This window comes from Pseudomonas sp. 1 R 17 (assembly GCF_900067035.1).
Classification (GTDB): Bacteria; Pseudomonadota; Gammaproteobacteria; order Pseudomonadales; family Pseudomonadaceae; genus Aquipseudomonas; species Aquipseudomonas marginalis.
This window is the reverse complement of sequence record NZ_FKLB01000053.1, coordinates 115,182-141,303: the sequence shown is the minus strand read 5'-3', so window position 1 is coordinate 141,303 and position 26,122 is coordinate 115,182. Positions and strand designations below refer to the sequence as shown.

Annotated in this window: 26 protein-coding genes; 20 read left to right on the top strand and 6 right to left on the bottom strand. The window is 59.9% G+C overall.

Annotated features, from left to right (window positions below; all coding sequences use genetic code 11):
• Positions 1–168 precede the first annotated feature (168 nt).
• Positions 169–1,647 (top strand): helicase HerA-like domain-containing protein, encoded by a 1,479-nt coding sequence (locus tag BFP99_RS18795; RefSeq protein ID WP_065947940.1) that lies wholly within the window; start codon positions 169–171, stop codon positions 1,645–1,647.
• A gap of 4 nt (positions 1,648–1,651) precedes the next feature.
• On the opposite strand, the gene BFP99_RS18790 is transcribed toward BFP99_RS18795, so the two are convergent.
• Entirely contained in the window at positions 1,652–2,107 is a 456-nt protein-coding gene (locus tag BFP99_RS18790; RefSeq protein WP_027605525.1) for a DUF721 domain-containing protein, read from the bottom strand.
• Between the two features lie 294 nt (positions 2,108–2,401).
• Here BFP99_RS18790 and secA point away from each other — a divergent pair, with 294 nt between their 5' ends.
• The 3 genes from secA (at position 2,402) to BFP99_RS18775 (ending at position 7,441) form a co-directional block, all read left to right on the top strand.
• Positions 2,402–5,137 carry a preprotein translocase subunit SecA gene (gene secA / locus BFP99_RS18785; RefSeq protein WP_027605526.1) on the top strand — a complete coding sequence of 912 codons (2,736 nt, stop codon included), beginning with the start codon at positions 2,402–2,404 and terminating at the stop codon, positions 5,135–5,137.
• Positions 5,138–5,260: 123 nt separating this feature from the next.
• Entirely contained in the window at positions 5,261–6,478 is a 1,218-nt protein-coding gene (argJ, locus tag BFP99_RS18780) for a bifunctional glutamate N-acetyltransferase/amino-acid acetyltransferase ArgJ (RefSeq protein WP_065925885.1), read from the top strand.
• An 18-nt stretch (positions 6,479–6,496) separates the two neighbouring features.
• Positions 6,497–7,441, top strand: a complete 945-nt coding sequence (locus BFP99_RS18775) for a Nudix family hydrolase (RefSeq protein WP_065947886.1) — start codon at positions 6,497–6,499, stop codon at positions 7,439–7,441.
• 129 nt (positions 7,442–7,570) lie between these two features.
• On the opposite strand, the gene BFP99_RS18770 is transcribed toward BFP99_RS18775, so the two are convergent.
• From BFP99_RS18770 to BFP99_RS18760, 3 genes are read right to left on the bottom strand one after another with little or no spacing between them, the layout of a single operon-like run.
• Positions 7,571–8,149 carry a cob(I)yrinic acid a,c-diamide adenosyltransferase gene (locus BFP99_RS18770; protein WP_065939170.1) on the bottom strand — a complete coding sequence of 193 codons (579 nt, stop codon included), beginning with the start codon at positions 8,147–8,149 and terminating at the stop codon, positions 7,571–7,573.
• A 2-nt stretch (positions 8,150–8,151) separates the two neighbouring features.
• On the bottom strand, positions 8,152–10,185 hold the full coding sequence (locus tag BFP99_RS18765) for a sensor histidine kinase (RefSeq protein ID WP_065925888.1): 2,034 nt from the start codon (positions 10,183–10,185) through the stop codon (positions 8,152–8,154).
• 46 nt (positions 10,186–10,231) lie between these two features.
• Positions 10,232–11,149: a putative 2-dehydropantoate 2-reductase gene (locus tag BFP99_RS18760; protein WP_065947885.1), complete on the bottom strand. Its 918-nt coding sequence runs from the start codon at positions 11,147–11,149 to the stop codon at positions 10,232–10,234.
• Positions 11,150–11,272: 123 nt separating this feature from the next.
• On the opposite strand from BFP99_RS18760, the gene BFP99_RS18755 reads away from it, so the two are divergent.
• Both BFP99_RS18755 and BFP99_RS18750 read left to right on the top strand, forming a co-directional pair.
• A complete protein-coding gene (locus BFP99_RS18755; RefSeq protein WP_053135814.1) occupies positions 11,273–11,758 on the top strand; it encodes a YajQ family cyclic di-GMP-binding protein in 486 nt (161 codons plus the stop codon).
• Positions 11,759–11,893: 135 nt separating this feature from the next.
• On the top strand, positions 11,894–12,736 hold the full coding sequence (locus BFP99_RS18750; RefSeq protein WP_065925890.1) for a mechanosensitive ion channel family protein: 843 nt from the start codon (positions 11,894–11,896) through the stop codon (positions 12,734–12,736).
• Between the two features lie 186 nt (positions 12,737–12,922).
• Here the strand turns inward: BFP99_RS18750 and BFP99_RS18745 are convergent, their stop codons facing one another.
• A complete protein-coding gene (locus BFP99_RS18745) occupies positions 12,923–14,215 on the bottom strand; it encodes an OprD family porin (protein ID WP_027605533.1) in 1,293 nt (430 codons plus the stop codon).
• Between the two features lie 745 nt (positions 14,216–14,960).
• On the opposite strand from BFP99_RS18745, the gene BFP99_RS18740 reads away from it, so the two are divergent.
• A complete protein-coding gene (locus tag BFP99_RS18740) occupies positions 14,961–15,386 on the top strand; it encodes an HIT domain-containing protein (RefSeq protein ID WP_065925937.1) in 426 nt (141 codons plus the stop codon).
• 3 nt (positions 15,387–15,389) lie between these two features.
• Positions 15,390–15,596 carry a SlyX family protein gene (locus BFP99_RS18735; protein ID WP_065925891.1) on the top strand — a complete coding sequence of 69 codons (207 nt, stop codon included), beginning with the start codon at positions 15,390–15,392 and terminating at the stop codon, positions 15,594–15,596.
• Positions 15,597–15,665: 69 nt separating this feature from the next.
• On the opposite strand, the gene BFP99_RS33885 is transcribed toward BFP99_RS18735, so the two are convergent.
• Positions 15,666–16,268 carry a cold-shock protein gene (locus tag BFP99_RS33885; RefSeq protein ID WP_005790922.1) on the bottom strand — a complete coding sequence of 201 codons (603 nt, stop codon included), beginning with the start codon at positions 16,266–16,268 and terminating at the stop codon, positions 15,666–15,668.
• Between the two features lie 428 nt (positions 16,269–16,696).
• Between BFP99_RS33885 and BFP99_RS18725 the strand changes: the two genes are divergently transcribed.
• The 12 genes from BFP99_RS18725 (at position 16,697) to tolA (ending at position 26,118) form a co-directional block, all read left to right on the top strand.
• The gene (locus tag BFP99_RS18725) at positions 16,697–17,170 is read left to right on the top strand and encodes a Dps family protein (protein ID WP_065947884.1); all 474 of its coding nucleotides are present in this window, start codon (positions 16,697–16,699) and stop codon (positions 17,168–17,170) included.
• A gap of 179 nt (positions 17,171–17,349) precedes the next feature.
• Positions 17,350–17,691 (top strand): ribbon-helix-helix domain-containing protein, encoded by a 342-nt coding sequence (locus BFP99_RS18720; RefSeq protein WP_065925893.1) that lies wholly within the window; start codon positions 17,350–17,352, stop codon positions 17,689–17,691.
• 178 nt (positions 17,692–17,869) lie between these two features.
• Positions 17,870–18,091 (top strand): FmdB family zinc ribbon protein, encoded by a 222-nt coding sequence (locus tag BFP99_RS18715; protein WP_010208103.1) that lies wholly within the window; start codon positions 17,870–17,872, stop codon positions 18,089–18,091.
• Between the two features lie 107 nt (positions 18,092–18,198).
• Positions 18,199–19,974, top strand: coding sequence for an aspartate--tRNA ligase (gene aspS, locus BFP99_RS18710; protein WP_027605538.1), 1,776 nt, complete (start codon positions 18,199–18,201; stop codon positions 19,972–19,974).
• A 135-nt stretch (positions 19,975–20,109) separates the two neighbouring features.
• Complete coding sequence (locus BFP99_RS18705; RefSeq protein ID WP_027605539.1) at positions 20,110–20,856, top strand: YebC/PmpR family DNA-binding transcriptional regulator; 747 nt, start codon at positions 20,110–20,112, stop codon at positions 20,854–20,856.
• 157 nt (positions 20,857–21,013) lie between these two features.
• Positions 21,014–21,538, top strand: coding sequence for a crossover junction endodeoxyribonuclease RuvC (gene ruvC / locus BFP99_RS18700; protein ID WP_065925894.1), 525 nt, complete (start codon positions 21,014–21,016; stop codon positions 21,536–21,538).
• A 67-nt stretch (positions 21,539–21,605) separates the two neighbouring features.
• Entirely contained in the window at positions 21,606–22,217 is a 612-nt protein-coding gene (ruvA, locus tag BFP99_RS18695; protein ID WP_003175802.1) for a Holliday junction branch migration protein RuvA, read from the top strand.
• Entirely contained in the window at positions 22,218–23,276 is a 1,059-nt protein-coding gene (gene ruvB / locus BFP99_RS18690) for a Holliday junction branch migration DNA helicase RuvB (protein ID WP_065925895.1), read from the top strand. It begins immediately after the preceding gene.
• Between the two features lie 140 nt (positions 23,277–23,416).
• Positions 23,417–23,872: a tol-pal system-associated acyl-CoA thioesterase gene (ybgC, locus tag BFP99_RS18685; RefSeq protein WP_032890914.1), complete on the top strand. Its 456-nt coding sequence runs from the start codon at positions 23,417–23,419 to the stop codon at positions 23,870–23,872.
• A 1-nt stretch (position 23,873) separates the two neighbouring features.
• Positions 23,874–24,569, top strand: coding sequence for a protein TolQ (gene tolQ / locus BFP99_RS18680; RefSeq protein WP_053135845.1), 696 nt, complete (start codon positions 23,874–23,876; stop codon positions 24,567–24,569).
• Positions 24,570–24,592: 23 nt separating this feature from the next.
• The gene (tolR, locus tag BFP99_RS18675; RefSeq protein ID WP_161793227.1) at positions 24,593–25,045 is read left to right on the top strand and encodes a protein TolR; all 453 of its coding nucleotides are present in this window, start codon (positions 24,593–24,595) and stop codon (positions 25,043–25,045) included.
• Entirely contained in the window at positions 25,045–26,118 is a 1,074-nt protein-coding gene (gene tolA, locus BFP99_RS18670; RefSeq protein WP_065947883.1) for a cell envelope integrity protein TolA, read from the top strand. The genes tolR and tolA overlap by 1 nt, the downstream gene beginning before the upstream one ends.
• The last annotated feature ends 4 nt before the right edge of the window (positions 26,119–26,122 follow it).

Below are 26,122 nucleotides of genomic sequence, written 5' to 3'. Positions count from 1 at the left end.
CTTAATATCCGAAGCGCGTCCTTGTGGAACACGCGGGAGGGTAGCGTCAAAAAAGGTTGATATTTCCGTTGGTCCCTGTAGGAACTATCTGAGCGTTTTTTAGACTTTGTAGGTCTCACATCTGTCTTATCGACCTGGCGACATTAAAGATTAACCATGGGTGACGAAATGCCTGACTCCACGCAACTCCTTATCGGTGCCGGTCTTGACGGCCAGCCCATTGCCCAGGCCATGCGCCTGGCCAACCGTCACGGTTTGATCGCCGGCGCCACGGGCACAGGCAAGACGGTCACGTTGCAACGTCTGGCCGAAGCGTTCAGTGATGCGGGCGTCGCGGTATTTGCCGCAGATATCAAAGGTGACCTCTGTGGCCTGGGTGCCGCCGCCAACCCTCAGGGCAAAGTCGCAGAGCGCATCGCCGGCATGCCGTTCCTTAATTACACGGCCAAGGCGTATCCCGTCACGCTGTGGGATATCCACGGGCAGTCCGGTCATCCATTGCGCACCACCATCAGCGAAATGGGGCCGTTGTTGCTCGGCAGTTTGCTGGAGCTCACGGACAGCCAGCAGTCGGCCCTTTACGCGGCGTTCAAGGTGGCGGATCGCGAAGGCCTGTTGCTGCTGGATCTCAAGGACCTCAAGGCCCTGCTCAACCACCTGCGTTATCACCCGGAGTTGCTCGGCGAGGATGCGGCGCTGATGACCACCGGCTCCAGCCAGGCGCTGTTGCGGCGTCTGGCAGTATTGGAGCAGCAGGGCGCCGAGGCGTTGTTTGGCGAGCCGGCCCTGCAGCTTGAAGACATCTTGCAGCCCACCCGCGAGGGACGCGGGCGTATCCATCTGCTGGACGCCAGCCGCCTGGTGCATGAAGCGCCGAAGGTGTACGCGACCTTCCTGTTGTGGTTGTTGGCGGAATTGTTCGAGCAACTGCCCGAGCGCGGCGACGCCGACAAACCGTTGCTCGCGCTGTTTTTCGACGAGGCGCATTTGTTGTTTGCCGACACGCCCAAGGCTTTGCAAGAGCGCTTGGAACAAGTGGTGCGGCTGATCCGTTCCAAGGGCGTGGGGGTGTATTTCGTCACCCAATCGCCGGGCGACCTGCCGGACTCCGTGCTGGCGCAACTGGGTTTGCGCATCCAGCATGGCCTGCGGGCGTTCACCACGAAAGAACAGAAATCCTTGCGAGCGGTTGCAGACGGGTTCCGGCCGAACCCGGCGTTTGATGCGTTATCGGTGTTGACCGAGCTGGGCACGGGTGAGGCATTGGTGGGCACCTTGCAGGAAAAAGGTACGCCGGAAGTCGTCCAACGCGTACTGGTCGCGCCGCCGCAATCGCGAATCGGGCCGCTCAGTTTGGCTGAACGCGCTGCATTGGTGGCCAGTTCGCCCTTGCAGGGGCGCTATGACAAGCCGATTGATCGCGAGTCGGCCTATGAAGTGTTGATGGCGCGCAAGGCGCTTGGACCGACCGAAGAGGCCAGGCAGGCCGACGAGGAGCCCAGTTTCACTGACAAGGCCGGGGCGTTTCTGGGAACCACCGCAGGCAAGGCGCTGAAATCCGCGATGCAGCAGGCCGCCAATCAGATGGGGCGCCAACTGGTGCGTGGTTTGCTGGGGTCTTTGCTGGGCGGCAGTAAGCGCAAGTAGCGGTTCAAGGTTTGGGCTTGCCATGGGCGGCCAGCCGCTCAAGTGCCGCGCGCAAGCCTGGATCGCTGATGCCGTCGGCCGTGGCCTGAATCGTCTCGGCCGCCGTCTCCGACAAGTCCATCGTGTGGCCCGCCGCGCCTTGCTGCACGGTCGGCGGCTGCACCTTGAACTGGATGCGCGTCAAGCTGGCGAACTCATCGAATGCCATCAATTGACGCTGCAGGCGTTTTTGCTGATAGCGCAGGCGGGTCGCCCAGTGACCATCTGTGACAATCAGCAGCAGGTTGCCTTCACGCCAGGACGCCACGTGGCAATGCTCACGGGCGGCCGGTTGAAGTTGGCTTTCGAGGAGGCGTTGCAAATGGCCCAAGCGTTGCGCATGGCCAAAGATGGCTTTCAACGGCTTGGCTTCGCGAAGCAACACGCTGGGCGCGCGGGCTGTAAGAGGGCGAAATGCCATGATTGGACACCTTAAGTAACAGAGCGGCCATCTTAGCAGAAAGCGTCTACGCGGCCCCGGGCAATGCATTGCCGGGGCTTTATCCACAAAATCAATGAGCTCCACGGGTTGAAGTTCGCGCAAAAGCCCTTATTTTAAACAAGCCCTCTCACAGCCCCTTGCCCGCCTCGGGGAACAACGCCACTTTCCTCACCCACGATTCCGGGTAGAATGCGCGTTCGCATGCGGCCGTGAGGGCTGCTCGGGCCACTCACGGTGCGCCCTCCATCCCTATGTGTGGAAGAACCTGCCGATATGTTTGCGCCTTTGTTAAAGAAACTTTTTGGAAGCAAGAATGAGCGCGAAGTCAAACGCATGCTCAAGACGGTGCAGCTGGTCAATGCCTTCGAAGAGCAGATGGTTGCCCTTTCGGACGAGCAATTGCGCGCCAAGACCGAAGAGTTCAAGGCCCGCATAGCCAAAGGTGAAACCCTCGACAAGCTGCTTCCCGAAGCCTTTGCGGTTGCCCGTGAAGCCGGTAAGCGTGTCATGGGCATGCGCCACTTCGACGTCCAGTTGATCGGCGGCATGACCTTGCATGAAGGCATGATTGCCGAAATGCGTACCGGTGAAGGCAAGACCCTGGTAGCAACCCTGGGTGTTTACCTCAACGCACTGTCCGGCAAGGGCGTGCACGTTGTGACGGTGAACGACTACCTGGCTCGCCGGGACGCCAACTGGATGCGCCCGCTGTATGAGTTCCTCGGCCTGACCGTAGGCGTGGTAACGCCGTTCCAGCCGCCGGAAGAGAAGCGCGCCGCCTACGCCGCCGACATCACCTACGGTACCAACAACGAATTCGGTTTCGACTACCTGCGCGACAACATGGCGTTCAGCATGGAAGAAAAATTCCAGCGCGAACTCAACTTTGCCGTGATCGACGAAGTCGACTCCATCCTCATCGACGAAGCCCGTACCCCGCTGATCATCTCCGGCCAGGCCGAAGACAGCTCGCGCCTTTACACCGAGATCAACAAGTTGATCCCGCGCCTTGAGCAGCACATCGAGGAAGTGGAAGGCGTGGTGACCAAAGAAGGTCACTTCACCATCGACGAGAAGACCCGCCAGGTCGAACTCAACGAAGCCGGTCACCAGTTCGTCGAAGACATGCTGACCCAGATCGGCCTGCTGGCCGAAGGCGAGAGCCTGTACTCGGCCCATAACCTGGGCCTGCTGACCCACGTGTATGCCGGCCTGCGTGCCCACAAGCTGTTCCATCGCAACGTCGAATACATCGTGCAGGATGGCCAGGTCGTACTGGTCGACGAACACACCGGCCGTACCATGCCGGGCCGTCGTCTGTCCGAAGGCCTGCACCAGGCCATCGAAGCCAAGGAAATGCTCAACATCCAGGCCGAAAGCCAGACGTTGGCGTCCACCACCTTCCAGAACTACTTCCGCCTGTACAACAAGCTGTCCGGCATGACCGGTACCGCCGACACCGAAGCGTTCGAATTCCACCAGATCTACGGCCTGTCGGTGGTGGTCATCCCGCCGAACAAGCCGCTGGCCCGTAAAGATTTCAACGACCTGGTGTTCCTGACCGCCGAAGAGAAATACGCGGCGATCATCAACGATATCAAGGACGGCATGGCCCAGGGTCGTCCGATCCTGGTAGGTACCGCCACCATCGAGACTTCCGAGCACGTGTCCAACCTGCTCAACAAGGAAGGTATCGAGCACAAGGTCCTCAACGCCAAGTTCCACGAAAAAGAAGCCGAGATCATCGCCCAGGCCGGTCGCCCGGGTGCGCTGACCATCGCCACCAACATGGCCGGTCGTGGTACCGACATCCTGCTGGGCGGCAACTGGGAAGTGGAAGTGGCTTCGCTGGACGATCCGACCCCTGAGCAGATCGCCCAGATCAAGGCTGACTGGCAGAAACGCCACCAGGCCGTGCTGGAATCCGGTGGCTTGCAGGTGATCGCATCCGAGCGCCACGAATCCCGTCGTATCGACAACCAGCTGCGCGGTCGTGCCGGCCGCCAGGGTGACGCCGGTTCCAGCCGTTTCTACCTGTCCCTGGAAGACAGCCTGATGCGCATCTTCGCCTCGGATCGGGTGAAGAACTTCATGAAGGCCCTGGGCATGCAGTCCGGTGAAGCGATCGAGCACCGCATGGTGACCAACGCCATCGAGAAGGCCCAGCGCAAGGTAGAAGGCCGTAACTTCGACATTCGTAAGCAACTGCTCGAGTTCGATGACGTCAACAACGAACAGCGTAAAGTGATCTATCACATGCGTAACACGTTGCTGGCCGCCGACAATATTGGCGAAACCATCGCCGATTTCCGTCAGGACGTGCTCAACGCCACTGTCAGCGCACATATCCCGCCACAATCGCTGCCTGAACAGTGGGATGTCGCCGGTCTGGAAGCTGCGTTGAAGAGCGACTTCGGTGTCGACTTGCCGGTCCAGCAATGGCTCGACGAAGACGACCACCTGTACGAGGAAACCCTGCGCGAGAAGCTCATGACCGAGCTGCTGGCCGCGTACAACGAGAAAGAAGAGCAGGCGAGTGCCGAAGCACTGCGCACCTTCGAGAAGCAAATCGTACTGCGCGTGCTGGACGACCTGTGGAAAGACCACCTGTCGACCATGGACCACCTGCGTCACGGCATCCACCTGCGTGGCTATGCCCAGAAGAACCCGAAGCAGGAGTACAAGCGCGAGTCGTTCACGCTGTTCTCCGAGTTGCTGGATTCGATCAAGCGCGATTCGATTCGCGTGCTGTCCCACGTTCAGGTGCGTCGCGAAGACCCGATCGAGGAAGAAGCGCGCCTGCGCCAGGAGGCCGAGGCACTGGCTGCGCGCATGCAGTTCCAGCACGACGAGGCACCCGGTCTGGAAGCGCCTGAAGTATTGGGTGAAGAGGTCGATGTGGCCCTGGCCCAGACCCCGGTTCGTAACGAGCAGAAGCTGGGCCGCAACGAACTGTGCTGGTGCGGTTCGGGCAAGAAGTACAAACACTGCCACGGCGAAATCAACTAAGATTTTTGCCTGACGCTGCTACACCCCGCGCCGCGACCGGCCCCTGCCGTCGCGGCGTTTTGCCATTAATTTCACCGTCGATCACGACGGCACAGACATCACCTATTTTTAAGGAGCGCATTCATGGCTGTTGGTCTTGGTCCTTTGCCCACATTGCACCCGGTTGCCGGTTTTGAGCTCGGTATCGCTTCGGCCGGCATCAAGCGCCCAGGGCGCAAGGATGTGGTGGTGATGCGCTGTGCCGAAGGCTCGACCGTTGCGGGCGTGTTCACCCTCAACGCCTTCTGCGCCGCGCCGGTGATCCTGGCCAAGCAGCGTGTTGCCGGCTCGATTCGTTACCTGCTGACCAACACCGGCAATGCCAACGCCGGTACCGGCGAGCCGGGGCTGGTCGCCGCTGCGCGCACCTGTGCCAAGCTGGCCCAACTGGCCGGCGTGGACGCCAGCCAAGTGCTGCCATACTCCACCGGCGTCATCGGTGAGCCGTTGCCGGTCGAAAAAATCGAAGGCGCCCTGCAAGCCGCGCTGGACGACCTGTCCGTGGATAACTGGGCGGCAGCCGCCACCGGCATCATGACCACCGACACCCTGCCAAAAGGCGCGAGCCGCCAGTTCGTGCACGACGGTGTGACGGTTACCGTGACCGGTATCAGCAAGGGCGCGGGCATGATTCGCCCGAACATGGCCACCATGCTTGGCTATATCGCCACCGACGCCAAGGTTTCCCGCGATGTGCTGCACAGCCTGATCCTGGACGGCGCCAACAAGTCGTTCAACCGCATCACCATTGATGGCGATACGTCCACCAATGACTGCTGCATGCTGATCGCCACCGGCCAGGCCAACCTGCCGGAAATCACCGAGGCCAGCGGCCCGCTGTTCGCGGCGCTGAAGCAGGCGGTGTTCGAGGTGTGCATGGACGTGGCCCAGGCCATCGTGCGTGACGGTGAAGGCGCGACCAAGTTCGTGACCGTTGAAGTCAACGGCGGCGCCAACCACCAGGAATGCCTGGATGTCGGCTACACCGTGGCCCACTCGCCGCTGATCAAGACCGCGCTGTTCGCCTCCGACCCGAACTGGGGCCGTATTCTGGCTGCCGTCGGCCGTGCCGGCGTGCCGGACCTGGACGTGAGCAAGATCGACGTGTTCCTGGGTGACGTATGCATCGCCAGCCGTGGCGCCCGTGCCGAGACCTACACCGAAGCCCAGGGTTCGGCGGTGATGCAGCAGGAAGAAATCACCATCCGCATCGAACTCGGTCGCGGTGAGTGCAGCGAAACCATCTGGACCACCGACCTGTCCCACGAGTACGTGAAGATCAATGCGGAATACCGCACCTGATAGAAGAGGATAAGCGCGGTGAAACGAGTGCATGTAGCAGCAGCGGTGATCCGCGGTGTCGACGGCAGGATCCTGCTGGCGCGCCGTGCCGATACCCAGCATCAGGGCGGCCTGTGGGAGTTTCCCGGTGGCAAGGTGGAGGCCGATGAGTCGGTCGCCACGGCCCTGTCCCGTGAGTTGCAGGAAGAGCTGGGTATCCAGGTCACCACGGCGCGACCGCTGATCAAGGTGCAACATGACTACCCGGACAAGCAGGTGTTGCTGGATGTCTGGGAAGTCTCGGCCTTTACCGGCGAGCCCCACGGTGCCGAGGGACAACCGCTGGAATGGGTGGCCCCGCGCGATCTGTCCCACTATGAGTTCCCGGCGGCCAATGCGCCGATCGTGGCGGCTGCGCGCTTGCCGGCCGACTACCTGATCACGCCGGGCGAGCTGGAAACGCCCACGCTCTTGCGCGGGATCCAGAAGGCTATTGCCGGTGGCATCAAGCTGATCCAGCTGCGGGCGCCCAACGGTTACGACCCCAAGTACCGCGACCTTGCGGTAGATGCGGTGGGCCTGTGCGCCGGTAAGGCGCAGTTGATGCTCAAGGGACCGTTTGAATGGCTCGGGGACTTCCCGGCGGCCGGCTGGCATATGACCTCGGCCCAACTGCGCAAATATGCGAGCAAGGGCCGGCCGTTGCCGAAGGATCGCTGGTTGGCGGCGTCATGCCATAACGCGGAAGAACTGGCGTTGGCGGAGTTGATGGACGTGGATTTTGTCACGCTGTCGCCGGTGCAGCCGACCCAGACCCATCCCGATGCGCAGCCGTTGGGCTGGGAGCAGGCGGCAGAGTTGATCCGTGGGTTCAGCAAACCGGTGTTTCTGTTGGGTGGGGTTGAGCCTGCGCAGCGGGAGCAGGCGTGGGAAGCCGGCGCTCAAGGTGTCGCAGGAATTCGGGCGTTCTGGCCTGAGGTTTGATGCTGTTCTGAAGGGCGCTATCGGGAGCAAGCCCCCTCCCACATTCGACCGGGTTCCACCTTTGGAATGTGATCAAAGTGTGGGAGGGGGCTACACCCCGATGAGGCCCTATCAGTCACCGAATCATCATCAGTGTGGCTTCGCCGCCGCCTGCCACAACACTTCTGCAACACCCTGGCGCTTGGCAATCACCCGCGCCGCCACAAACAGCAAATCCGACAGCCGATTGATATACGCCAACCCCACCCCTTCCAACGGCTCGACCGCATTCAAATGCTGACAGCGCCGCTCGGCACTGCGCGCCAGGCTGCGGCACACATGGGCCTGGGCAATCAGCGCTGAACCACCGGGCAAGATGAAATTCTCCAGGGGCCCGAGTTCTTCGTTCCAGCGATCGATCGCCGCTTCCAGCCGATCCACTTCCGCCGCGTTCAATGCCTTGTACTCCGGCATTGCCAACTCCCCACCCAGATCGAACAATCGATGCTGGCAAGGCGTAAGCACCTCGATCACGTCCTGTAAGCCTGGATGCTGCCCGCCGAGGGCTTCGAGATACGCCAGCAGTAACCCCAACTGGCTATTCAGCGTATCGACCTCTCCGATGGCTTCCACCCGGGGATGGTCCTTGGGCACGCGGCGGCCGTCGCCGAGGCCGGTTTCGCCTTTATCGCCGGTGCGGGTGTAAATCTTCGACAGGCGAAAGCCCATGGTCAGTGCTCCAGTTGGGTGAGTTCGTAAGGTGGCAGTTGGCCCGCCAGGGGCAGGCGCAAGGTGAAGCAGGTGCCTTGGCCGAGGGTGGAATGCACCTCCATCTGGCCCTTGTGGTTGTTGGTGATGATGAAGTACGACACCGACAGCCCAAGCCCGGTGCCCTGGCCGATTTCCTTGGTGGTAAAGAACGGCTCGAAGGTGCGTTTACGCACGTTTTCGCTCATGCCGATGCCATTGTCTTCCACCTGGATTTCCGCCCACGGCGGGTTAAGGCGCGTGCGCAGGATGATGCGTCCCGGTTCGCTGTCGTCCTCGCGCAGGTGAATGGCCTGGGCGGCGTTTTTCAGCAGGTTGAGCAGCACCTGTTCCAGTTCGTTGGCCGTGCCGGGCACGGGGCCCAGTTGCGGGTCGAACTGACGGATGATTGCCTGGCCCTTGAAATCGAAGCCAATGGCCAGGTCAAAGTCGTTACCGGCGATTTCTACCGCCTGGTCGATCAGCGCCGGCAGGTCGCAAGGCGCCATCTGCCGGTTGCTGCGGCGGCTGAAGCTGAGCATGTGGGTGACGATTTTCGCCGCCCGTGCCCCCGCCTGCTGGATACCGTCGAGCAGTTGCGGCACTTCGCGGCTTTGCAGGTAGCGGTTAACGGTGTCCAGCTCAACCCCCACCTGTTCGGCGTGTTCCAGGTTCTTGGGCAAGTCGGGGGACAGGCGCCGGCGAATGTTCTGCACGTTATGCAGGATCGCCCCCAGCGGGTTGTTGATCTCGTGGGCCATGCCGGCGGCAAGTCCGCCGACGGAGAGCATTTTTTCCGACTGCACCATCATCTCTTCCAGTGACAGGCGCTGGGTGATGTCGTCGATACGGATCACTACACCGCGCCCGGCACCGCCCATCAGCGGGTAGAAGGTCAGGGCGTAATGCTTGGGTTCGTCGTCCTTGATCCAGGTGACGCGCTCGATGCGTTCCACCGTGTGTTGTTCCACCGTGGCCTTGATCTGCGGCAGGTACGGCTTGAGCGGCTGGAAGGCGAGGTAGATCGGTTGATTCAGCGCTTCATCCAGGCGCGTGCCGGACAGGGCCGTGGCCTCCTGATTCCATTGGGTGACGTAGAGCTGTTCGTCCAGGGCGATCAGTGCCGAAGGCATCGAGTCGATGATGCTGTTCAGGTAGTTCTGGAAACCGGTGAGCTTTTTCTCGATCTTGCTGCGCACCTGGACTTCCAGCTCCAGCTTGCGGTTGGTGTGGCGTGTCTCTTCGGCCAGGCCTTGTGCCTGGTCGTAGGCCGCCTGGGAGTCGTCCCGCGCGCGCTTGAGCTGCTGCTCCCGGGCTTCGATGCGCGACAGCATGGTGTTGAAGGCTTCGGCGAGGCTGCCGATTTCATCGCGGTTGCCCCGGCCGGCACGCAGGGCGTAGTTCTCTTCGCGGGTGACCTGGCGTGACAGCTCTTCGAGTTCATGGATCGGCCGGGTGATCAGGCGTTTGATCTGCCGGGCGATGATCAACCACAGCAGCACACTGAAAATCAGGATGCCCAGGCTCGCCGTCAATGTGCCGGTATAGAAGGCCACCGGCAGCTCACTGCTGGCCACCAGCAGCAGGTGGCCGGACGGTTGGCCGGGACGGGGCAGGGTGATGACCTGGTTACTGCGAAATTCGGTCACGCGCCAGGCTTCGATATGCCGGTAGTTGTCCGGCAGGTGCAGGCGATCGCCGTGTTGCATCTGCGCCAGGCGATTGCCTTCGCCGTCGTACAGGGCGGCGGCGCGCAGAGGCGAATAGCTGGTCAGTTCATTGAGCAGCGCATCGGCCTTGGCCGGGGATTCAAGGGCTTCGGCGGCTAGAGCCGGGTTGGATACCAGCCGGCCGATGGCCTGCAAGGCCTGGGGGGCCATGCTTTCCTGGGAGATCCAGTAGGCGGCGCTGATAAAGGTCAGGTTGGCCACCAGCAGGACGGTGGTCAGCAGCACCAGCAGGGCGGCCAGCAGTTTCTGCCCGACCGGTAGGTTTTCTAGACGCTGGCGCAGCGGCATCAGGGTTTTCCCAGGTGATAGACAGGCGGGCAGGGTAGCGCGTGCCTCAGTCGCGGGGCAATCCGCGTGCAAGTAACTGCTCGACCAGGCGCACTTGCAGTTGTTGCACATGGGGCAGGCTCAATTGGTGACGGGCGGCCGCCTGGCAAGCATAGCCCAACAAGTAGCTGATTTCGGTGCGGCGGGCGTTGGCCACGTCCTGGTACATGGAGGAATAATTGGCGGCCGTGGCCTGGATAACCCGTTCCACTTCCTGGTGCAGATCCAGCGCGGCGGTGGGTTGGCCGCAGCATTCCAGCAGTTCGCCAAGCTCGGCACACAGGGTCGCGACTTCACATTGATGGCTCTGCAGTTCGCCATTGCGGCACTGGTAAAGCACCGTCAGCGGGTTGATCGCGCAATTGAGCGCCAGTTTGCGCCACAGGCGCGTCAGGATGTCGGTACTCCATTCGTGGGGGATGCCCGCAGCGTGCAGGTCATCCAGCCACAGCGGCGGAGTAGGGTGGCTCGCGTCCCCCAGCCAGGTGTAGCCATGGCCGGCGAACACCACGCGCCAGTCACCGTCGCGAAACGCGCCTTCGGTGCTGGAGGCAAAAATGCAGCGCGCCTGGGGCAGTTGCGCGGCCACCGCGTCTTGGCTGCCGAGGCCGTTCTGCAGCAGGATCAGCTCGGCGTCCGGTGCGAGGCGGTGTTGCAGTTGTGCGACAGCGCCCTGGGCGTCGTAGGCCTTGCACGCTACCAGCAGGCGATGAATCGGCTCGGGGCTGTAGGGCGTTTCAGCGAACACCGAGTAGGTATGGGCGACGCCGTGTTCCACCAGGGTCAAGCCGGGTGAAGCCCGGTAGCTGGCCAGGCGCGTGGCATCGCGCAGGATCAACCTGACGGGTAAGCCGGCACGAGCCAGGCGGGTGGCCCACAGTGTGCCCAGGCTGCCCGCGCCAAGAATATGCCAGGTGGTCGACATCAGTTTCTGCTCCGTAGGGTCGCTCACAGTGAACGGGACGAAAGAACCGCTATAATGCCCCGGCATTTTAGCTCTGGCGCGCTCCATCTCTACTGAGCCCGCCCCTTATATTGGAGAAATCACATGCCTTCGTTCGACGTGGTATCTGAACTGGACAAACACGAAGTCACCAACGCCGTCGAGAACGCCGTCAAGGAGCTGGACCGCCGCTATGACTTGAAAGGCAAGGGCAGCTTCGAATTCAAGGAAAAGGAACTGACCGTCAACCTGACCGCTGAAGCCGATTTCCAGCTGGAAGCGATGATCGAGATCCTCAAGCTGTCGTTGGTCAAGCGCAAGATCGACGCGCAGTGCCTTGAAATCAAGGACGCCTACGCCTCCGGCAAGCTGATGAAGCAGGAAGCCGTACTCAAGGAAGGTATCGACAAGGAGCTGGCAAAGAAGATCGTTGCCCATATCAAGGATGCCAAGCTGAAAGTCCAGGCGGCCATCCAGGGTGAGCAGGTTCGTGTCACCGGCAAGAAGCGTGATGACCTGCAGGATGCCATTGCCGCCCTGCGCGCCAAGACCTTCGACATGCCGCTGCAGTTCAATAACTTCCGCGACTGATGGCACATTGGGGAACCTGCGGGCGTTTTCGGCGTCCCACGCCCCAGAGCCAGCGCCTGCTCTTGAGCCCTACGGGGCTCATTTGCGTTTTCAGGCAGTCAATAAGCCGCACATTCGCCATACAGGAGAAGCTACATGGATTTAAACGCTGAAATGGATCACTTGATCAAGACCTCACAGTCATGGATCCCGATGATCATGGAATACGGCAGCCGGGTGTTGCTGGCGGTGATCACCCTGGCCATTGGCTGGTGGCTGATCAACGTATTGACCCACCGCGTGGGCCGCCTGCTGGCCATGCGTAACGCGGACCTGGCGCTGCAGCACTTCATCACCAGCCTGGCGAACATCGCGCTGAAAGTCATGCTGATTGTCAGTGTGGCCTCGATGATCGGCGTGGCGACCACGTCGTTCGTCGCCGCCATCGGTGCCGCTACCCTGGCCATCGGCCTGGCGTTGCAAGGCAGCCTGGCGAACTTTGCCGGTGGTGTGCTGATTCTGTTGTTCCGCCCGTTCCGCATTGGTGACTGGATCGAGGCCCAGGGCACCTCCGGGACTGTCGATAGCATCCAAATCTTCCACACCGTGCTGCGTACCGGTGACAACAAGACCGTCATCGTGCCCAACGGCATCCTGTCCAACGGCATCATCACCAACACCAACCGTCAGCCGACCCGCAAGGTGGTCTTTGATGTGGGTGTGGACTACGAGGCGGATCTGCAAAAGGCTCGTGAAGTGCTGCTGGAGCTGTCAAAAGATCCGCGTGTACTGACGGATCCTGCTGCGGTGGCCGTGGTGTCGACCTTGGGCGATAGCTCGATCACTGTTTCCCTGCGCTGCTGGACCAATACCCCGGATTATTGGGATGTAGTGTTCATGTTGAATGAACTGGCGCGTGATCGTTTAAAGGCTGCGGGGATTGATATTCCATTTCCGCAGCGCGTTATTCGAGTGATGCAGGAAGCAGCTCCGAAGTAAGTGAAAGAAGCGCGTTTAACTTGGCCGAAAGGTCAGGTTAAACGTGTCACTTGAATCTCGTTAGTTAGCTTGCTAGTTATTTACTGAAATAAAACTGCAATGAAAAAGCCGCTCCCTTGTAAACAGGGGAGCGGCTTTTTTGTTTAAGGCCGGGGCCTTAAGTCATCGTTGTAATTGAACCGGCAATTACAAGATGTTCAGCGGGTATTGCGCGATCAGACGCAGTTCGTCGAGGGAACCCGAGTAAACCTGATCAGATGAGCGATAGGTCGCCTGACGTACGCGCAGGCTCAGGTCTTTGGCTGGACCGCTCTGGATCACGTATTTGGCTTCGATGTCGCGTTCCCACTCTTTACCATTGTTAGTGGTCGAGGTGTTGGCGCCAGTACCTTTCACATAACGAGTCATGAAGCTCAGGCCTGGGATGCCAAAGGTCGCCATGTTCAGGTCATAGCGAGCCTGGTAGGACTTCTCGTCTTCAGCGTTGAAGTCGGAGCGGGCGATGGAGTTGGCCAGGAAAATCGTGCCGCCGCCGTCTACGCCGTAGCCGTACTGGCCGTCGCCGCTGACCTTCTGTGCTGCCAGGGTGAAGGTGTGAGCGCCAATGGTGTACGCGCCTTGCAGGCTGAACGCACGGTTGTCGAGCTTGGTGGTGCTGTCTTTGTCAGCACGGACCAGGCCGGCGCCGTCGCTCTTGGTGTCGTAGATGTTGAAGTCGACAGCCACGGACTGGTCATCGCTGAGCGCGTGGGTCCAGTTGACGTTGGCGTAGATCTTCTTCCAGTAGTCTTCCACTTTCGAGTAGTAGAGGCTGGTGGTGAACTCTGGGGTCCAGGAGTACACGCCGCCCACGAAGTTGGCGTCTCGCAGGCCACGGCTCGAGCCTGGTTCGGAGCTGGCGATACTGTCGCGGTAGGTTTGATCCTGGGCAACGATCGAGGTGAAGTGACCGGCTTCCAGTTTCAGATCTTTGATTTCGTTGCTGGTGATGGAGATGCCTTGCGGCAGTTCCGGCAGCAAACGGCTGTCATCGGAAGCGAACACTGGAGCGGTGGTGTACTGATCACCGATCTTCAGGACCGTATTGGACATACGGAACTTGATGGCTGCGCCGCCTTTGGAGTAGTCATCCTGCGAACGGCCGTCGGAACCCTCTGGGAACAGACCGGTGCCGGCACGGCCTTTGCCGCTGTCCAGCTTGACGCCCAGCAGGCCGATCACGTCGACACCGACACCGATGGTGCCTTGGGTGTAACCCGAGCTGAAGAGGCCGTGGAAGCCAAGGCCTGTTTCTTCGATACGGCTTTGTTCTGCACCGTGGTTACGGCGGTCACGGCTGAAATACAGGGCCCGCGTCAGAATGCTGGCTGTACTGTCCTCGATAAAGCCCTTGGAATCGTCCTGGGCGGACGCCATTGCGAACTGCGAGGTGCCTGCTGAAACAGCCAGGGCGATCATGCTCCACTTCATCACGCGCATCGTGATTTGCTCCTTTGGTTTTAGGAAGAGTACTGCCGTCCCACCTGTATTTTTATCTGGGCGGCTCTTTCTTTTTTGTGTCGGCGCAAAGTTATATCACGCAGACTCTATTGACGATACTTACCCATCTTTCCTTTCAGCTTCTTTACGAGGCTGTCGTAAATTGCTAGTTCCATGTCGCAAATTCACAGTCCGAATGTAACGGGACTGACAACTTCAATGCTGTTTTCAAACGTCTTTCAGAGTTTGTCGTCTTCCTTGGTATGCATTGAAACGCCACTGTTTTTTATCGCGAAACACTCACTTCCCTGCAGGTGCCGTTGTCGACGATAGGGGGGTGAATGCAACAAGCGCGCCCAAACTGGTAACTGAATGTCATTTTTTCGTGAAAAACGTTACGACGGTGTAAAAACCGCATAAGTACGGGCTTTTTACGCCGTTTGGTTTGGGCTTGACGCCCGTGTGTTACCGCTGTTGGGGGGGCAAAAAAAACGTTGCCCGAGGAAAACGTTACCGGTCCACCCCCATGAGTGGGTAGTTGGCGGATCTCTTTGAGGCACAAGTGGGTCATTTTGGTGCATCCCGGTGAGGCCCGAGTTAGCGTAGCTCAATTATTCGCCTGCATCGAAAGGGTGCGGTTTTTTTCTCCGGATGCGCCGGGGCTCTCCCGTATTCGCCGTGAAGCCGCCTGCATTCAAAGGTATGCTGGGCGCCGGAACTTGACCTGCCAAACGGAGTGCCCGTGGTGTTCGCCTTAGACCAACGCCTGCAACAAGACACACTGGTGATCGGGGACTTCCCGTTGTGCCGCCTGCTGCTGTCCAATGACTCGAATTACCCCTGGTTCATCCTGGTGCCACGCATCAACGGTATCAGCGAAGTGTTTCAGCTGGATGTCGCAGATCAACAGATCCTCTGGAAGGAAACTACGTTGCTGGCGCAGTTACTCAACGAAGGCCTGGGCGCCGACAAGATGAATATCGGTGCGCTGGGCAATGTCGTCAGCCAATTGCACGTGCATGTGATCGTACGTAAGCGTGATGACGCCGCGTGGCCTGCGCCGGTTTGGGGCAAGCATCCGGCCCAGCCGTACACTGAAGAACAAGTGGCGGCCATTCGTGTGCGCCTGCACGCGTTGCTGCCTGCCGACTTTATCTTTACCCAGGGTTGAACCATGGACTTGCAAGACCGCGTTACCGATCTGGAGAGCCGCCTGGCCTTTCAGGACGACACCATCGAGACCCTCAATGACATCCTGGTCGTCCAGCAGCGCGCGGTTGAACGCCTGCAGCTGCAGATGACCGCGCTGCTCAAGCGTCAGGAAGAAATGGGCGGCCAGTTCGAGACGTCCGAAGAAGAGGCGCCGCCACCGCACTATTAATCCGAGTGCAATAAAAAACCGCGACCCAGCCAAGGCTGGATCGCGGTTTTTTTGCTGCGACGGCTGGAATCAGCGACGCGGCAGGGCTGCGATCACGTCTTCGGCTTGCAGGCCTTTGTCGCGATTCATCACGGAGAACTCCACGCGCTGGCCTTCCACCAGGACGCGATGACCTTCGCCACGGATAGCCCGGAAGTGGACGAAGATGTCGTCGCCCGAATCGCGGGAAATAAAGCCGAAGCCTTTGGAGGTGTTGAACCACTTGACGGTACCGGTATCCCGATTGGTCATGTCGTAGTTTTGCGACGCGGCCGCCGGGGACGAACGGTAGAAGCTGATGGCCAGGTGAAGAACGATAGCGACCACAGCAATCACCAGGCTGAGCAGGATGGCCGGATGGCCGCCCACTTCAGGCATAGGTGCCAGGAGGGTGAGGGTTTGTACGACAACGGTCAGTACCAGCAGCGCGCTGACCAGGTTTTGCAGTTGATGACGTGTGCCTTTGTTCCAGTAAGGGATTACGGGAGCGAGCGTCAGGTTAAGAAGGCCGAACAAGGCCAGGTACAGAGCGTCGTGTTGTTGCAGGTAGGGCAGGCTTTCAGGCTGCAGGCTCGGGATAAAGGACAGCAGCAACGCTGCAACGCCCGTTAGCAGGTGGACGATTTTCAACATTTTGATTAACTCACGTTAAGACGGATCACAAGGAAGAGCTGACTGGCACGGTTCGCTTCTGAACAATGGGAGGCGTTGGGCACGTGCGCGGGTATCAGCCTATGCCGCTTGCCGTGGAAATTAACGACGGCGACACGCTGCCTATTTAACAGCAAAGGCCGTGCCTACTCAAATCGAGCATTTTCCGCGGTTGAAAGGGGCGTGGCATTTCTGCGTGAAACGCTTGTCCTAGACATGTGCAGGGGTTTCTGGCGGCCTTAAAGAAAATTTCCGACATGCCCAAAGGCTTGTACTGCACGGGCTGACAGGTCGTGCAGGGGCGATTTGCCGCATGTCGCCCGAGGGTGTCGGGCTGCGTCTCTGCGGCGCTCTTGCTAGAGTGGTCGTGCACCTGATCAATGAATGCTTGTCAATTGAAGGGGATAAACATGGCAATCGATATCGGTATCAGTGAAGAAGATCGTAAATCCATCGTCGATGGGCTTTCACGGCTGCTTTCCGATACCTATGTACTGTACCTGAAGACCCACAACTTCCATTGGAACGTCACGGGCCCCATGTTCCGTACGCTGCACCTGATGTTCGAAGAGCAGTACAACGAACTGGCGCTGGCGGTGGACGCCATAGCCGAGCGTATCCGTGCCCTGGGTTTCCCGGCACCGGGCGCCTATTCGATCTACTCCCGCCTTTCCTCCATCAAGGAAGAAGAGGGTGTTCCCAGCGCAGAAGAGATGATCAAGCAACTGGTGGCGGGCCAGGAGGCGGTCACGCGTACCGCACGTGGTATTTTCCCGTTGCTCGACAAGGTCAGCGATGAGCCGACCGCGGACCTGCTGACCCAGCGCATGCAGGTTCACGAGAAAACCGCGTGGATGCTGCGTTCCCTGCTCGAAAGCCAGTAAACGACAGCCACAGTGGCGCCATTGTGGCGCCACTTGCTTGTTTCCACGCATTTCCTGGCGTTGTCCTACGCCTATCAACGCCCCGTCTTCTGGCTGCCTGCCTCGTCCTGCTGTCTTATAGGGCCACTGTCCAATGGGAGAACCCATGGGCTGTTGTTTGGCAATGGAGTGTCAGGTGTATGTCACGTGGAGTGGATGTGGGAGTGATGGAAACCGGTGGTTTCCACAAGATAAGCGTCGACCCCTTCGCCAAGGGGTTCGATATGGGGCTGGCCAAGCCATTGTCCCGATCGGTAAGGCTCAACGGATTTTCTACTTGTCTTCGGCTTGAGCAGATCTATTGGAATATCCTCACGGAAATAGCCAGGATCAATGCCTGCTCTGTCAGTGCATTGCTGTCCTATGTCGATCGGGAAGTGCACTTGCGGTATGGAGGAGTGAAGAACTTCAGTGGGTTGGTCAGGGTAGTGTGTGTGGTTCATCTGTTAAAGGGCCGTGCTGCCTCGCCAAGCCCTGAGTAATCGGCAGGCCTCGGGGCCGGTCCGCTGTCGAGGTGGGCCTGCCCCGGGCAGAAAGCCGGCTGCGCTGCCTTGATTTACCAGATATAATCCCGCGCTTTGCTGCTGCCGGGGCTTTCTCCCTCTGCTCTTTATCAGGAGCGGGCGCGGCACAGTAACGATCGACCGCCGAGACATCGCCATGCCCATGTATGACTATCAATGTGCTTCCTGTGGACATCAGTTGGAAGCCATCCAGAAGATCAGCGCAGCGCCGCTGGTCGATTGCCCGGCCTGCCAGGCACCCGAGCTCAAGAAGATGTTGTCCATGCCGGGCTTCCGCCTGAGCGGCAGCGGCTGGTACGAGACCGATTTCAAGACCGGTTCGAAGAAGAACCTGGCGGGCGGCGACAAAGCAGACTGAGTTGAACTCCATGCGCAGGCTCCTGCATTATCCGTCCCCTGCTTTAATGTACGGTGACGAGGCAGGCCTCCACCGAATTTCGAATTACGAGAAGTGAAACCACTACCATGATGCGCAGCCACTATTGCGGCCAACTGAACGAGACCCTGGATGGTCAGGAAATCACCCTTTGCGGATGGGTTCACCGTCGCCGCGACCACGGCGGGGTGATCTTCCTCGATATCCGTGATCGTGATGGCCTGGCCCAGGTGGTATTCGATCCGGATCGCGCCGAAAGCTTCGCCGCCGCTGACCGTGTGCGCAGCGAGTACGTCGTGAAGATCACCGGCAAGGTTCGCCTGCGTCCGGCCGGTGCCGTGAACGCGAACATGGCGTCCGGTGCGATCGAAGTGCTGGGCTACGAGCTGGAAGTACTGAACGAATCGGAAACCCCGCCGTTCCCGTTGAACGAATACTCCGACGTCGGCGAAGAAACCCGCCTGCGCTACCGCTTCCTGGACCTGCGTCGTCCGGAAATGGCCGAGAAGCTGCGCCTGCGTTCGCGCATGACCACCAGCATCCGCCGCTTCCTCGACGAGAACGGCTTCCTTGACGTCGAAACGCCTATCCTGACCCGGGCCACCCCGGAAGGCGCGCGTGACTACCTGGTGCCTAGCCGTACCCACGCCGGCAGTTTCTTCGCCTTGCCGCAGTCGCCGCAGCTGTTCAAGCAGCTGCTGATGGTGGCCGGTTTCGACCGTTACTACCAGATCGCCAAGTGCTTCCGCGACGAAGACCTGCGCGCCGACCGCCAGCCGGAATTCACCCAGATCGACATCGAGACCAGCTTCCTCGATGAAAAAGAGATCATGGGCATCACCGAGCAGATGATCCGCAACCTGTTCAAGGAAGTGCTGGACCTGGAGTTCGGCGAATTCCCGCACATGACCTTCGAAGAAGCCATGCGCCGCTACGGTTCGGACAAGCCAGACCTGCGTAACCCGCTGGAACTGGTGGACGTGGCCGACCAGCTCACCGAAGTTGATTTCAAGGTGTTCAGCGGCCCCGCCAACGACCCGAAATGCCGCATCGCCGCCCTGCGCGTGCCTGGCGGCGCGAGCATGCCGCGCAAGCAGATCGACGACTACACCAAGTTCGTCGGCATCTACGGTGCCAAGGGCCTGGCGTATATCAAGGTCAACGAGCGCGCCAAGGGTGTTGAAGGCCTGCAGTCGCCAATCGTGAAGAACATCCCGGAAGCCAACCTCAATGTGATCCTGGATCGCGTGGGCGCGGTCGACGGCGACATCGTGTTCTTCGGCGCCGACAAAGCCAAGATCGTCAGCGAAGCCCTGGGCGCGCTGCGGATCAAGCTGGGCCACGACCTGGACCTGCTGACCTGCAAGTGGGCACCGATGTGGGTCGTCGACTTCCCGATGTTCGAAGAGAACGATGACGGCAGCTTCAGCGCCTTGCACCACCCGTTCACCGCGCCGAAGTGCTCGCCCGAAGAGCTGGAAGCCAACCCGGCAGGCGCGCTGTCCCGCGCGTATGACATGGTGTTGAACGGTACTGAGCTGGGTGGCGGTTCGATCCGTATCCACCGCAAAGAGATGCAACAAGCGGTCTTCCGCCTGCTGGGCATCAACGAAGCGGAACAGGAAGAGAAGTTCGGCTTCCTGCTCGACGCCTTGAAATACGGTGCGCCGCCCCACGGTGGCCTGGCTTTCGGCCTCGACCGCCTGGTGATGCTGATGACCGGTGCCCAGTCGATCCGTGAAGTGATCGCGTTCCCGAAAACCCAGAGTGCTGCGGACGTCATGACCCAGGCTCCGGGCGTGGTGGATGCCAAGGCATTGCGCGAGCTGCATATCCGCCTGCGCGAGACGCCGAAGGCTGAGTAAGGCTGCTGCGTGAAAGCGCACTGAGGTTTACGCAGTCTAAAAAGGCGCATCTTCGGATGCGCCTTTGCGTTACAAGGGGTGTATCCCACCCGGGGTGGGGTTGATAAGGTTTCTAGAGAATTTCGGAGTTGTGTTATGGCTGGCCATTCCAAGTGGGCGAACATCAAGCACCGCAAAGAGCGTCAGGATGCCAAGAAAGGCAAGATTTTTACCAAGTGGATCCGTGAGCTGACGGTCGCTGCCCGCCAGGGCGGGGGTGACCCGGGCTCCAACCCGCGTCTGCGCCTGGCCCTGGACAAGGCCCTCGGCGCCAACATGAGTCGTGACATTATCGACCGTGCCGTGGCCCGTGGGGCCGGCGCTGCCGACACCGACGACATGGTCGAGTTGACCTACGAAGGCTACGGCCCGGGTGGCGTGGCGGTGATGGTCGAATGCATGACCGATAACCGCAACCGTACTGCCGCCGCCGTGCGTCATGCGTTCAGCAAGTGTGGCGGCAACCTGGGGACTGACGGTTCGGTGGCCTACCTGTTCGAACGCAAGGGGCAGATCTCCTTCGCGCCGGGTGTGGATGAAGATGCGCTGATGGAAGCGGCGATGGAGGCGGATGCCGACGACGTAGTGACCAATGAAGATGGCTCCATCGACGTGTTTACCTCGTTCGCCGGCTTCTACGCCGTGCGTAATGCCCTGGAAGCGGCCGGTTTCAAAGGCTCCGACGCCGAGATCGTGATGCTGCCGACCACCAGTGCCGAGCTGGACCTGGACGGTGCGCAGAAAGTGCTGAAGATGCTCGATATGCTCGAAGACCTGGATGATGTACAGAACGTGTATTCCAACGCCGACATCCCGGAATCCGTGGCCGAACAGCTAGGCTGAAGAATGACGTAGATCCAAATGTGGGAGGGGGCTTGCTCCCGATGGCGGTGTATCAGTCAGCCTATGTCTAACTGGACGATCGCCATCGGGAGCAAGCCCCCTCCCACATTAGAACTACGATGTATCAAAAAATGTGTTTATCCGACCTGCAGGCGTTATGACTTTAATCCTAGGTATCGACCCCGGTTCGCGCATCACCGGTTTTGGTGTGGTGCAACACACCCCGCGCGGCTGCGTCTACGTCGCTTCGGGCTGTATCCGTACCGGCGCAGGCGAGTTGGCTGAGCGCCTGCAGATCGTCTATCGCGGCGTGCGTGAAGTGATCCAGACCTACGGACCGGTCACCATGGGCATCGAAAAAGTGTTCATGGCAAAAAACGCCGACTCAGCCCTTAAACTCGGACAAGCCCGTGGCGCCGCCATCGTGGCAGGGGCCGAAGAGGGCATGGAAATCGCCGAATACACCGCGACCCAGGTCAAGCAGGCCGTGGTCGGCACCGGTGCGGCCAATAAAGAGCAGGTGCAGATGATGGTCATGCACATGCTCAAGCTCACCTCAAAGCCGCAGATCGATGCCTCCGACGCCCTGGCCATTGCCATTTGCCATGCACACACGCGCTCCAGCCTGCTGCCTCACGGCCTGGGCATGGCACGCAGTCGTGGCGGGCGCCTGCGTCTCTGATAGCATCAGCGCAATCGTTATTTCCGGTCAGGCCTCGCTCTGACCCCAAGCTTTAAGGATCTGAACCGTGATTGGACGCTTGCGCGGCACCCTGGCTGAGAAACAGCCGCCGCACCTGATTCTGGATGTAAACGGGCTGGGGTATGAGCTGGAAGTGCCCATGACCACCCTGTACCGCCTGCCGTCGGTCGGTGAACCTATAACGCTGCATACCCATCTGGTGGTGCGCGAAGACGCGCAACTACTCTATGGTTTCATTGGCAAGCGCGACCGCGACTTCTTCCGCGAACTGATTCGCCTTAATGGCGTGGGGCCTAAATTGGCCCTGGCGTTGATGTCGAGCCTGGAAGTGGATGAGCTGGTACGAGCCGTTTCGGCCCAGGACACCTCAGCGCTGACCAAGGTACCGGGCGTGGGCAAGAAAACCGCCGAGCGCCTGTTGGTAGAACTCAAGGACCGCTTCAAGGCCTGGGAAGTGGTGCCGAGCATGTTCGCCCTGGTGCCGAACCAGCCGGATATGCCGGCGGGCCAGGTCGCGAGTGCTGAAAGCGACGCCGTCAGTGCGCTGATCTCCCTGGGCTACAAACCCCAGGAGGCCAGCAAGGCCGTCTCGGCCATCAAGGACAAGAACCTGAGCAGCGAAGACATGATCCGCCGAGCCCTGAAGGGAATGATTTAAGTGATTGAAGCTGATCGTCTGATCGCGGCCACCGGGCCTCGTGACCGTGAAGAAGTCCAGGACCGCGCCATCCGGCCCTTGAGCCTTGCCGACTACATCGGCCAGCCCACCGTGCGCGAGCAGATGGAGTTGTTTATCCAGGCCGCGCGCGGGCGCAGTGAGTCCTTGGACCATACCTTGATCTTCGGCCCGCCGGGGCTGGGTAAAACCACCCTGGCCAACATCATTGCCCAGGAAATGGGCGTGTCGATCAAGTCCACCTCCGGCCCGGTGCTGGAGCGGCCAGGTGATTTGGCGGCGTTGCTCACCAACCTCGAGCCCCATGACGTGCTGTTCATCGACGAGATCCACCGGCTCTCGCCTATCGTCGAGGAAGTGCTGTACCCGGCGATGGAAGATTTCCAGCTCGACATCATGATCGGCGAAGGCCCGGCGGCCCGCTCGATCAAGCTCGACTTGCCACCGTTCACGCTGGTGGGCGCGACGACCCGTGCGGGCATGCTGACCAACCCGCTGCGAGACCGTTTCGGCATCGTTCAACGTCTGGAGTTCTATAGCACTACCGATCTGGCGACCATTGTCAGCCGTTCGGCCAGTATTCTCGGCCTGCCCCTGGACCCGGAGGGCGCGTTTGAAATCGCTCGTCGGGCCCGGGGCACGCCACGGATTGCCAACCGCTTGTTGCGTCGTGTGCGTGACTTTGCCGAAGTACGGGCCAAGGGGCATATCACCAAGGCCGTGGCGGACCTGGCCTTGAACCTGCTGGATGTGGACGAGCACGGCTTCGATCATCAGGATCGACGCCTGCTCTTGACCATGATCGAGAAGTTCGACGGCGGCCCGGTGGGTGTCGACAGCCTGGCGGCGGCCATCAGTGAAGAGCGCCATACCATCGAAGATGTGCTGGAGCCGTACCTGATCCAGCAGGGCTATATCATGCGTACGCCAAGGGGGCGGGTGGTGACGCGCCATGCCTATCTGCACTTCGGGTTAAACATTCCGTCACGATTGGGGGAGATGCCCGTAGTAGACGAATTCCTTGATGCAGTGGACGATTAAAAGCTTCACGCCAGTCGATTTATTCGATGTTTGTGCTGTCCTAGTGGCTGGCGTCGTCATTCAGTCACTGGATATGTTTTTCGAGAATGAAAAAACAGTTGCCCCACCGGATTGGCAACCTGAGGAGTAAGCACTAGAGTATGCGCGCGCAAAACGGGGATCAGTCGTTCGCACATCGCTGTCGCGTTTATTACGAGGACACCGATGCCGGCGGCATCGTGTATTACGTCAATTATCTCAAGTTCATGGAGCGGGCTCGTACCGAGCGGCTACGGGAGCTGGGCTTTGCCCAATCCCAGCTGGCAGGGGAGGACCTGTTATTCGTCGTGCATTCCAGCGAGGCGCGTTACCACGCACCGGCGCGACTGGACGACGAGCTGCTGGTCAGCGCTGAAGTAATCGAATTGAACCGTGCCAGCCTGCGTTTCAAGCAGCAGGTCAGGCGGGCAACGGATGCAACGCTGCTCTGTGAGGGGCAGTTCCTGGTGGCGTGTGTGCGCACCAATAGTTTGAAACCTCGGGCCATTCCCGAAACTCTACGTGCGGCCTTTGCCGCCGTGAGCGGCGCGGGTAAACAATCAAAGCAGGAGATTTAGCGTGGAACCTACCGTCGTCGACCATTCCTCCATGTGGAGCCTGGTCAGCAATGCCAGTGTCGTGGTTCAACTGGTGATGCTGACCCTGGTAGCCGCATCGGTTACCTCTTGGGTCATGATTTTTCAGCGCAGCAACCTGCTGCGCGCCGGTCGACGTGCCCTGGAGAGCTTTGAAGAGCGCTTCTGGTCGGGTATCGACCTGTCCAAGCTGTACCGCCAGGCCGGCAGCAACCCGGACCCGGACTCGGGCGTCGAGCAGATCTTCCGCGCGGGCTTCAAGGAATTCTCGCGCCTGCGCCAGCAGCCGGGTGTTGATCCGGAAGCGGTCATGGAAGGCGTGGCCCGTGCCATGCGCGTCGCCATTTCCCGTGAAGAAGAGAAACTGGAGCAGAGCCTGCCGTTCCTCGCTACCGTCGGTTCCGTCAGCCCGTACATCGGCCTGTTCGGTACGGTGTGGGGGATCATGAACTCGTTCCGCGGCCTGGCCCAGGCCCAGCAAGCGACCCTGGCCACCGTGGCCCCGGGTATTGCCGAAGCCCTGATCGCCACCGCGATCGGCCTGTTCGCCGCTATCCCCGCAGTAATTGCCTACAACCGCTTTGCTGCAACCAGCGAAACGTTGATCAGCCGTTACTACACCTTCGCCGATGAGTTCCAGGCGATCCTGCACCGTAAAGTGCACACCAGCGAAGAATAAGCAGGTAATTCCCAATGGCTTTAATCGCTCGAGCTCGCAAAAAGCGCAAGCCGGTCGCCGAGATGAACGTAGTACCCTACATCGACGTGATGCTGGTGCTGCTGGTGATCTTCATGGTGACCGCGCCGATGCTCAACCAGGGCGTGAAGGTTGATCTGCCCAAGGTTTCCAGTGAAGCCTTGCCGCAGGACAACAACACTCAGGTCCTGACCATTTCGATCAAGGCTGACAAGACCTATTACTGGAACCTTGGCAGCGAAGTCGACACCCAGAAGCAACAGGACAAGGCCTTGACCCTGCCGGCGATGACCGATGCGGTGACCAAGATCATTCGCTCCGGCAACGAAGGCGGCAAGCACACCCAGGTGTTCATCCGCGGCGACAAGTCGGTCGACTACGGTTCCGTCATGGGCGCCATGGGCGGGCTGCAGAAGGCCGGCGTCGGTAACGTTGGCTTGATTACCGAGGCGCCCTGATGCAGCAACAGCGAGAGCCGTCCGCCTCGGAAAGCTTCTTCTGGCCTAGCGTCTGGGCAATTGCCCTGCACGTCCTGGTCTTTGGCATGTTGTTCGTCAGCTTTGCCATGACTCCGGACCTGCCGCCAGCCAAGCCGATCGTGCAGGCGACCCTGTATCAGCTGAAATCGAAAAGCCAGGCCACCACCCAGACCAATCAGAAGATTGCGGGTGAGGCCCAGAAGTCGGCTGCGCGCCAGACTGAAGTCGAACAGATGGAACAGAAGAAGGTCGAGCAGGAAGCGGTGAAGGCTGCTGCGGAACAAAAGAAAGAAGAGGCGGCTCAAAAGGCCGAGGAATCGAAAAAGGCTGACGAAGCCAAGAAGGCCGACGAGGCGAAAAAGGCTGATGAAGCCAAGAAAGCCGAGAAAGCTGCCGAAGCTAAAAAAGCTGAAGAGAAACAATTGGCTGATATAGCCAAGAAGAAATCTGAAGAAGAAGCCAAGAAGGCTGCCGAAGAAGAGGCCAAGAAAAAGGCCGCTGAAGACGCCAAGAAGAAAATAGTCGAAGACGCGAAGAAGAAAGCCGCCGAAGACGCCAAGAAAAAAGCTGAAGCAGACGAGGCGAAGAAGAAAATCGCCGACGACGCGAAGAAGAAAGCTGCCGCCGATGCCAGCAAGAAAAAGGCCCAGGAAGCAGCGCGTAAATCCGCCGAAGAGAAAAAGGCCCAGGCCTTGGCAGATTTGCTCTCCGACACGCCGCAGCGTCAGCAAGCCTTGGCCGATGAGCGTGGTGATGAAGTCGCGGGCAGTTTCGACGACCTGATTCGGGCGCGGGCAGCAGAAGGCTGGACACGTCCACCTTCGGCACGCAAAGGCATGACAGTAGTGCTGCAGATCGGCATGTTGCCGGACGGTACGGTGACTTCGGTCAGCGTGGCCAAGTCCAGTGGTGACGGTTCGTTCGACAGTTCGGCGGTTGCCGCGGTCAAGAATATTGGCCGGTTGACCGAGATGCAGGGAATGAAACCAAGCGACTTCGCTCCCTATCGTTCATTCAAGATGACATTCACACCTGAGGATCTAGCCTTGTGAGAAA

Coding starts and splice junctions, on each gene's coding strand:
- BFP99_RS18715 (WP_010208103.1), top strand. CDS start 17,870: ATGCCCATGTATGACTATCAATGTGCTTCCTGTGGACATCAGTTGGAA.
- BFP99_RS18765 (WP_065925888.1), bottom strand. CDS start 10,185: ATGCCGCTGCGCCAGCGTCTAGAAAACCTACCGGTCGGGCAGAAACTG.
- BFP99_RS33885 (WP_005790922.1), bottom strand. CDS start 16,268: ATGTTGAAAATCGTCCACCTGCTAACGGGCGTTGCAGCGTTGCTGCTG.
- BFP99_RS18755 (WP_053135814.1), top strand. CDS start 11,273: ATGCCTTCGTTCGACGTGGTATCTGAACTGGACAAACACGAAGTCACC.
- argJ (WP_065925885.1), top strand. CDS start 5,261: ATGGCTGTTGGTCTTGGTCCTTTGCCCACATTGCACCCGGTTGCCGGT.
- BFP99_RS18735 (WP_065925891.1), top strand. CDS start 15,390: ATGGACTTGCAAGACCGCGTTACCGATCTGGAGAGCCGCCTGGCCTTT.
- ybgC (WP_032890914.1), top strand. CDS start 23,417: ATGCGCGCGCAAAACGGGGATCAGTCGTTCGCACATCGCTGTCGCGTT.
- BFP99_RS18750 (WP_065925890.1), top strand. CDS start 11,894: ATGGATTTAAACGCTGAAATGGATCACTTGATCAAGACCTCACAGTCA.
- BFP99_RS18725 (WP_065947884.1), top strand. CDS start 16,697: ATGGCAATCGATATCGGTATCAGTGAAGAAGATCGTAAATCCATCGTC.
- BFP99_RS18795 (WP_065947940.1), top strand. CDS start 169: ATGCCTGACTCCACGCAACTCCTTATCGGTGCCGGTCTTGACGGCCAG.
- tolA (WP_065947883.1), top strand. CDS start 25,045: ATGCAGCAACAGCGAGAGCCGTCCGCCTCGGAAAGCTTCTTCTGGCCT.
- BFP99_RS18760 (WP_065947885.1), bottom strand. CDS start 11,149: ATGTCGACCACCTGGCATATTCTTGGCGCGGGCAGCCTGGGCACACTG.
- BFP99_RS18705 (WP_027605539.1), top strand. CDS start 20,110: ATGGCTGGCCATTCCAAGTGGGCGAACATCAAGCACCGCAAAGAGCGT.
- ruvC (WP_065925894.1), top strand. CDS start 21,014: ATGACTTTAATCCTAGGTATCGACCCCGGTTCGCGCATCACCGGTTTT.
- secA (WP_027605526.1), top strand. CDS start 2,402: ATGTTTGCGCCTTTGTTAAAGAAACTTTTTGGAAGCAAGAATGAGCGC.
- BFP99_RS18790 (WP_027605525.1), bottom strand. CDS start 2,107: ATGGCATTTCGCCCTCTTACAGCCCGCGCGCCCAGCGTGTTGCTTCGC.
- aspS (WP_027605538.1), top strand. CDS start 18,199: ATGATGCGCAGCCACTATTGCGGCCAACTGAACGAGACCCTGGATGGT.
- BFP99_RS18770 (WP_065939170.1), bottom strand. CDS start 8,149: ATGGGCTTTCGCCTGTCGAAGATTTACACCCGCACCGGCGATAAAGGC.
- BFP99_RS18745 (WP_027605533.1), bottom strand. CDS start 14,215: ATGCGCGTGATGAAGTGGAGCATGATCGCCCTGGCTGTTTCAGCAGGC.
- BFP99_RS18720 (WP_065925893.1), top strand. CDS start 17,350: ATGTCACGTGGAGTGGATGTGGGAGTGATGGAAACCGGTGGTTTCCAC.